This window comes from Microcoleus sp. ARI1-B5, assembly GCF_036705795.1.
GTDB lineage: Bacteria > Cyanobacteriota > Cyanobacteriia > Cyanobacteriales > Microcoleaceae > Microcoleus.
Map to the genome: position 1 here is coordinate 93257 of NZ_JAUBVK010000025.1, position 7283 is coordinate 100539.

Sequence of the window (7283 nt, forward strand, 5' to 3'; positions counted from 1 at the left end):
CTGTCAGAAGTAAATATACTTTTTGAGCGCTGGGGAATTAATCAAAAACCAGACTCATTAATATAGTATATCATAAGTCGATCGATTTTTAACTTCTGCAAGTTAATCTGGATTCAATCCCGATGGCGATCGCGGCACCAAATCGCCTCCGTAAATGCGGCGGTTGCTGGATGGAGATTTGCTACTATCGATACTGAGTCTAACTGTTATTAACACGTAGGCAAGCCACACATCCCCAATATCACCTAGAGAACCTTCAGTTAGGTTGTTCAAAATAATAAAAACTAAGTAAATAATCGGTATTCCCGCTTGAGATAGCGGGCTGCGGCTCAGTTGCCGGACGGCAAAAATCAGATTAGTCAACACAGAAACTAAGATTAGTATCAGTCCCGGATAGCCGAAAGAGAGCAAGACTGCTATAGCCCCATTATGAGCAGTTTTAGGTTGAAATCCATTCGTAGTATATATAAAATAAGCTGGGGTTTCCTTACCTAGTAACTCTTGTTGAAAAAATCCCTCAAATCCATAGCCAAACCAAGGACGCTGATTGGCGGCCGCGATTAATTGGGGCCAGAACTCCGTGCGTCCTGTCAAAGTCAAATCCTTTCCCAAACCTCCGACAACAATGGACTCTAAATTGTCTATTATATAAACGCTACCTATGATACCGAAGACCGTAAAGCCGACAATACAAGTAAATGCCCATTGAAACTTTAACTTGCTCAAAAAACTCAAGGATGATACTATAACTATGAGCATCAAACTATTAACTAGAGAACCCCCTGAGCTAGTAGCTCTCACCAAATAAAATGAAAACAACATGAATAAGAGAGCTATCCAGCGTTCTTTCTGAGTTTTAGCACCTTGGGAATAGTGCAGGTACCAAAGTGCTGTACTCACCACCATGATGCTGCCCAGAGAATTTTTGTGACTGGTAATTCCTGCAAATTCCCGTCCCACATTCGGGTGCCGCAAAAAACTAACTATACCGATCGAGGTATAGCCCCATCGCACCAAGCCTGATAGTTCGTGCCACTCATATCGCGCACCTACATAAAAACCCACAACCGTAAAACCTGTAAATGCCATCCCCGCTTTCAGCGTAATATCAGGAACTAGCGACCAGAGTGTCGATGTTATTGGTAGCAAACAATACAGGGAAAAACCAGGATTTCTCAGCACTAAAAATGACAATCCTTCTACAAACTGATGTTTGAAAAAAAATATAAATCTTCCACACAAAACAAATAATATCCAGGGATAAAATACAAAAGGAAGCTGATTGATAGCAGCGCCATTAGTTTGAGTAAGATTGATAAAATGCAGGTAATTAAAAGGAGGTACATTGACGTGAGGAGATATGAAAATGTACAAAACAGCAAACCATTTTTCAAAAGTAACACCGAATTTTTTTTTGCTGGCTATCTGAAATATGAACAGAGTGATTATCAATCCACTGACACCCAATATAATCAGCAACAAATTATTGCTGAAAATTAGTTCCTTAATCATTCTCGCCATAAATATCTACCCTCTCTGAGAAAAATATCAATTTAGCAGCGGGCTAATTCCACCAAAATAACAATAAACCGAGGCAGTTGTCGCCCTTTAGCCTTCTATGCAAGCTGCTGCGGATCTAACTTGTCTGGTGGTTGGGTATGAGGAGAGGGGTTCGCCAATAGCGAGGATTTGTTTAATTCTGCCTTCTACGTAAGTGCCCGGAGGGGAGGGGAAGAAAATTTGATGATTTTTTTTCTTTGTATCTGCGCTAGATATCGCATTTCAATGATGAGCGATTAAACTGGTGAATGAGCCTCAAATAAAATAGGTAGCCTGTGGTTAACGCTGATTTTCCCAAACAAATAACCGCGCCCGTCTTGAGTTTGACCTTGTGGACTTTAGCCGGAGCGAGTATTTCCCTGGGCTTCGCTCCGGGTGCAGCGGCGCAACTGCCATTGCGTCCGGGCGCTGTCACCACACCGCCTGCGGGCGTTAGAAGAGCGCCCGAAAGCTACAAACTCGGCGGTGGCGATCGCATCCAAGTAGAAATACTCGAAGTACCCGAACTCACCCGCGGCTACGAAGTCCTCTCAGACGGTTCTGTCAACCTGCCGCTGATCGGTCTGATCTCCGTCCGCGGCCGCACCTTAGTAGAAGCCACTACCATCATCCGCAACGCCTACCGCCGCATCCTCAAAGACCCGATAGTCACAGTCAGCCTCGTCGCCGCCCGCCCCCTCAACGTCGGCGTCATCGGAGAAGTCACCAGGCCCGGAAACTTCACGATCACCCTCACTCCCGGCCCGGGCGTCACGCCCAGCGTGCAGTACCCAACTGTCACCCAAGCCATCAGACTCGCAGAAGGCGTCACTGGCGTCGCCGACATCCGCAACATCCGCGTGCGCCGTCCCCAACCCGACGGCCCCGACCAAGTGCTCAGCGTCAACCTGTGGAAATTCTTGCAAGAAGGGGACATCTCCCAAGATATCATTTTGCAAGACAGAGACACAATTGTGATCCCCACCGTCGCGAACTTCAACCAAGCAGAAGCGCGCCAATTCGCGACCGCCAACTTTTCGCCGCCGCCCGAAAAACCTCGATCGATCTCCATCGTCGGCCAAGTCACCCGCCCGGGCGCTTACGTCGTCATCGGCGGCAACACCAACAGCGACCTCAGCCGAGAAGGCTTCCCCACCGTCATCCGCGCCATTCAGCTTGCAGGCGGAATTACCTCCGAAGCCGACATCCGCCAAATTCAAGTGCGCCGCATCACCAGAAGAGGCGAACAAATTATTCCAGTCAACCTGTGGCAATTCCTAGAGTCCGGCGACGGCGCCCAAGATACCATCCTGCAGCAGGGAGACACGATCGTCGTTCCCAAAGCAACTATCGTCAACCCCGCAGAAGCAGGCCTGCTGGCTAACACTAACTTTTCTCCCCCCGGCATCAACGTTTTTGTAGTAGGAGAAATCAGAACATCCCTCGATCCCCTAAGGCTGCCAGCCAATGCCACCCTGAATCAAGCTTTAATTTCGCGAGGATTTTTTGGCTACGAGAATACCAGAGCTAGAAGGAATAAAGTTGAGCTAGTCCGCCTCAATCAGGACGGTACAGCTACTAAACGGACGATCGAAGTCGATTTAACTCAAGGCATTAACGAAGAAGTCAATCCTCAACTTCGCAACAACGACATGATTATCGTATCCCGCAGCGGTCTCGTCAACTTCATAGACCGCATGAACGCTGTAGTCGGGCCTGTCGGGCCAGCTACCGGAGTGTTAAATTTTATAAACGTTCTCCGAAGTTTATTCAGGTAAGAACGTTGCTGGTGAGGTGGATAATTCCTGGCAAAGGCTAGAATAAATTAAACAATAGGATTTCTTGGGTCGCGGCGTGGCAGCTTCAAAAATATCAACATCACAAATATAAACCTCAAAAATACCCAGGCTGAATATGGATAGCAGACAAGATTACCAACCCTTCACACCCAAATCTAATGGCAAACTGCCAGATTTCTCGGCTCAGAACTACAGAGATAGGTTCGTCGAGGAGACAGAGGAAGAAAAGCTAGACTTGTCCTGGCTGTTAGGAGTCCTGCGCCGCCGTATCCTAGTCATGGCAGCAGCCACCATTGCTTTGAGCGCCCTTGCAGGAACTGCGATCGTCACCGCTTCTAAACGGATAACGATCGAGTATGAAGGCTCCTTTTCCCTGTTAGTAGAACCAGCCACCGCTGAAGGTTTGCTATCCAAACAATTAGACAACACCGTCGCGGCCGACTTAGCAAAAATTAATATAGAAGGAATTAGCTTAGTAGATTACGAAACCCAAATTAGGATTTTGCGCAGTCCCAAAATGATGCAGCCAGTGCTTCAGGAATTGCGAGGTTGGTATTCTAACCTGACCTACAGCGAACTGATGTCAAAACTGTCGATCACCCGGATCAGCTACGGAAAAGATGGCAAACAGCAAGGGACAAAAATTTTAGAAGTTCGCTACAAAGATTCAGATCCCAATAAAATTTACGGCGTATTGGATAAGGTTTCTAAAGCTTATCTAGAGTACAGCTTGCAGCAGCGTCTGACGGGCATTAATCAAGGCATTAAATTTATAGATATGGAGATGCCCAAGCTCCGAGAAAGAGTCGAAGTTCTGCAACTGCAAGTCCAAAGACTGCGGCAGCAGAGCAACTTGTTTGAGCCGCAGCTAGAGGGAAAATCTCTGTCAGAACAAGTTCAAAGCATTCGGGGACAGCAAGTAGGACTCCAAGTACAGTTAAAAGGGATGCGAAATCTCTACCAAAGCTATCAAAATTTACTGGATCAAAATAACCCTGTTGGCGTGTTGATGACCCAAGGACAAGCTTACGGCGGACTCTTAGGTCAAATCCAGAAAATAGACTCAGACCTATCCCTAAAATTAGCTCAGTACAGAGATGACAGTTTGCCTGTTTTAGCACTGCGAAAAAGTCGGGAAGAACTGGTTTTAACAGCGACTCAACAAGCAAAAGAAGTGGTGATGGGAAATTTGGCCAGCCAAATCAAAGAAGTTGAGGCGCGCGACCGCGAAATGACTGCTTTGCAAAAGGCTCTATACCAAAAAATTAGAAATTTTTCAGTTACAACGAGACAATACGACAATTTAGTACGGGAACAACAAGTTGTTACTAAGAGTTTGTCGGACTTTTTGGCAAAACGCGAAGCCTTGCGGATTGATGCAGCTCAGCAGCAAATACCCTGGGTGCTGATCAATCCTCCGGAAATTCCGCTAGACAAATTCAACAAGCCGATCGCAGCTACAGTCAAACAAACCAAAAAACAGTTAGTGCTGGCAGTAATTTTAAGCGGTCTGCTGGGCATAGCAGTCGGCTTGCTGGTAGAGGTGCTAAATACTGTTTTCCACACTCCAGAAGCACTGAGAATAGCCACAAGATTGCCGGTGATCGGGGTGATTCCGTTTAGCAAAAAAGTCAAGCGCAGACCGCCAGCGAAACCGAGGAAACTCACATCGGCTCGCTCGTCGAAGTCGAAGTCGCAAGTGGAAGTTCTCGAACCTGTCGAAGCTGCACCTACTGCTGGGATGCTCGGGGGGAAAAGTATTTTTAGGGAGTTGGACTATCAATTTTTAGAAGCATTTCGATCGCTCTACACGAACATTCACTTGCTCAGTGCAGGTACGGCGATTCGATCGCTCTTAGTGGGCTCGGCCGTAGCCGGAGACGGCAAATCTACAGTAGCTTTGCACCTGGCCGCCACAGCAGCAGCAGTCGGACAGCGAGTATTGTTAGTAGATGCAGATTTGCGCTGCCCGCAACTGCACGCTAAGCTAGGACTGCCGAACGTGCGCGGCCTGGGCGATGCCATCTCCACAGATATCAGCCTTAACGACGCGATTCAGCGAGCCCCCAACCAAGACAATTTGTTCGTACTTACCGCCGGCCAAATTCCCCCCGATCCGATCAAGCTGCTTTCTTCCAAAAAAATGCAGTATCTGATGGAGCAGTTTCAAGCATTTTTTGACTTAGTGATTTATGACACCCCGCCACTAGCAGGCTTGGCAGACGCTCACTTGATCGCAGCTCACACCGACGCTACGATTATGGTCGTGCAAATTGCCAAAACAGACCGATCGCAAGTTCGCAAAGTTTTAGAAGAATTAAAAATTTCTGGAGCTTCCGTCTTGGGAATCGTGGCTAACGGCTGCAAAAACGACCGCCACAGCTACCGGCAGCGCCCGGTCGGTTTAGAGACCCTCTACGACCAAAAACTCTCAACTTTAGGTACGAAAAATCATAATTAGACAAATTTTGATGCAGGCGGCGGCGCGCCGCCGTACTCGGCCCCAAGTGTACAACCAAGCAGCACCGTCATTTTTTGACAAACGTACCATTTGAGAAAGAAAATGATAGACTAACGGACATAGCCTCGGGTGTCAACCGAGATTGCGCGGATCTTTATTATTTCGCGATAATTCTTCAAAAATGATTGGGAAATCAGCAAAAGTGGGTAAACTACATCTAGCAGAGCGCAATCTCGATCGGGCAAAGACACCTTTGAAGGTGAACGTTAATGCAAACGTTAATGTGAACGTTTCAACCCAGAAACTTGGTAGGGATTATTCTATGAGTACAGTTATGGTTGTTGACGATAGCGTCACTCTGCGGGAGATGATCGCCGACTTGCTCAAAGGTAGGGGGCTCAACGTCACGGTAGCTAGTGATGGCGTAGAAGCTCTAGAGCAAATCAAAGCCAACCGCCCGGATTTAGTGGTTCTGGATATCGTGATGCCCCGGATGAACGGCTACGAAGTCTGTCGCCGGCTCAAAAGCGACCCCAAAACTCAGAATTTGCCCGTGGTAATGTGTTCGAGCAAAAGCGAAGAGTTCGATCGCTACTGGGGAATGAAACAAGGAGCAGACGCTTACATCGCCAAGCCATTTCACCCACAAGAATTGGTGGGTACGATTAAGCAACTGCTGCGCGGTTGAATTAGAGGAAGAGGGACAGAAAAAATGTCTTGAATGCTTCTAATTTCTGCTCCCGCAGCCTCTCTAAACTACTCGATTGACAATAGTCCACACATCCCCGTCCGATCGCACGTAGGGAACAGAAATACTTTTAAAACCGGTAATAAAAGGCTTGTAATAAACCTGCCAGTAGCTGGGGCTAATTTGGTCGGCAATGGCTTTAAGTTCCTTCACTTCCCCCGCCAATTGGGCCGCCAGTTCGTTAATCCGTTCCGCGTGTCCGCGAGCGAGCTCTCTTCCCTCTTCAACTTGCTGCTCCATCGGACTCATTCTTTGCAAGTTTACCGATTGCTGCTGTTTCTGATTCAGTTGAGCTGACAGAGCCGCGATCGCATCATCAATCCCCTTGACTTCTGCCGACACTTCTGCTGTTTCTCTCGCGTGACGGCGGTAAGCATCAGCGATCGCTTGGGGCGAATCACCGACTGGCGCCGCAGCGCCAATGCTGAGCTGCTGGCGTTCTCGTCGCAACGCCTCAATCTCAGAGCAAATTGCCTCTATGTCTGTCTGAAGTTTGTCCACCAAATTACCGGGGTTTTTGGATATCTTAGCATATTAACACAAACTAATATCGGGTATCGGCCAAACAGGGCAGAGAGGCCAAACAGGGCAGAGAGGGCAGAGAGGGCATAGGGTAATGGGTAATAGTTAGTGGTTACTTGTTAGTCATTTTTCTAATAACCAATTACCAATTACCAATTACCAATTACCAATTACCAATTACCAATTACCAATTACCAATTACCAATTACCAATT

General features: G+C 47.5%; 5 protein-coding genes. 3 read left to right on the forward strand and 2 right to left on the reverse strand.

Annotated features, from left to right (window positions below; genetic code table 11):
- Positions 1–102: 102 nt before the first annotated feature.
- Positions 103–1521, reverse strand: a complete 1419-nt coding sequence (locus tag QUB63_RS26925) for an O-antigen ligase family protein (protein ID WP_332948422.1) — start codon at positions 1519–1521, stop codon at positions 103–105.
- Between the two features lie 314 nt (positions 1522–1835).
- Here QUB63_RS26925 and QUB63_RS26930 point away from each other — a divergent pair, with 314 nt between their 5' ends.
- From QUB63_RS26930 to QUB63_RS26940, 3 genes are all read left to right on the forward strand, one after another.
- Entirely contained in the window at positions 1836–3317 is a 1482-nt protein-coding gene (locus QUB63_RS26930) for a polysaccharide biosynthesis/export family protein (RefSeq protein WP_332948423.1), read from the forward strand.
- Positions 3318–3453: 136 nt separating this feature from the next.
- Entirely contained in the window at positions 3454–5799 is a 2346-nt protein-coding gene (locus tag QUB63_RS26935; protein ID WP_332948424.1) for a GumC family protein, read from the forward strand.
- A gap of 322 nt (positions 5800–6121) precedes the next feature.
- On the forward strand, positions 6122–6487 hold the full coding sequence (locus QUB63_RS26940; RefSeq protein WP_039886668.1) for a response regulator transcription factor: 366 nt from the start codon (positions 6122–6124) through the stop codon (positions 6485–6487).
- Between the two features lie 63 nt (positions 6488–6550).
- On the opposite strand, the gene QUB63_RS26945 is transcribed toward QUB63_RS26940, so the two are convergent.
- Positions 6551–7048 (reverse strand): hypothetical protein, encoded by a 498-nt coding sequence (locus QUB63_RS26945; RefSeq protein ID WP_332948425.1) that lies wholly within the window; start codon positions 7046–7048, stop codon positions 6551–6553.
- Positions 7049–7283: the final 235 nt, after the last annotated feature.